Source organism: Elizabethkingia argenteiflava, assembly GCF_009904105.1.
GTDB lineage: Bacteria > Bacteroidota > Bacteroidia > Flavobacteriales > Weeksellaceae > Elizabethkingia > Elizabethkingia argenteiflava.
On record NZ_JAAABJ010000017.1, the window covers coordinates 1 to 409 of the forward strand.

Annotated in this window: 1 protein-coding gene; it reads left to right on the forward strand. The window is 36.2% G+C overall.

Features of this window, described 5'->3' with window-relative positions:
- Positions 1-409 (forward strand): hypothetical protein (locus tag GNY06_RS00080; protein WP_166518289.1); only part of this gene is annotated, 409 nt, incomplete at both ends.

Below are 409 nucleotides of genomic sequence, written 5' to 3' on the forward strand. Positions count from 1 at the left end.
TCAATGGATTGGAAATCAATATATGTCTGATTCTCAAATTAAACAACATAAAATTCCCGGTGAACATGATTGGAATAGAAGCTCTTCTTATAATGTAGGGGGACAAACAGCAACTCAATGGTTTCCAAAAGCACAATATGTTGATTTGGTTGCAGGTAGCTCACCACAAGACGTAGCTCAACGAATATGTAACGGAGCATATGTAACAGAGTCTGGAAACCCAAGCTCTCCAACTTCATCAACTTCCGGTTCTTCTTCTGGAGTATCCTCTTCCGATGTATCTCCTTTATTACAAGGTGAAATGTCATTTGAAGAATTGGTTGGATCTATTTGTAATGGAATAGACTTATTATTTTTAACAAAAAGAAGTACGGTTGTAGTTGATGATTTTGAATCCATTTTTGCTGAA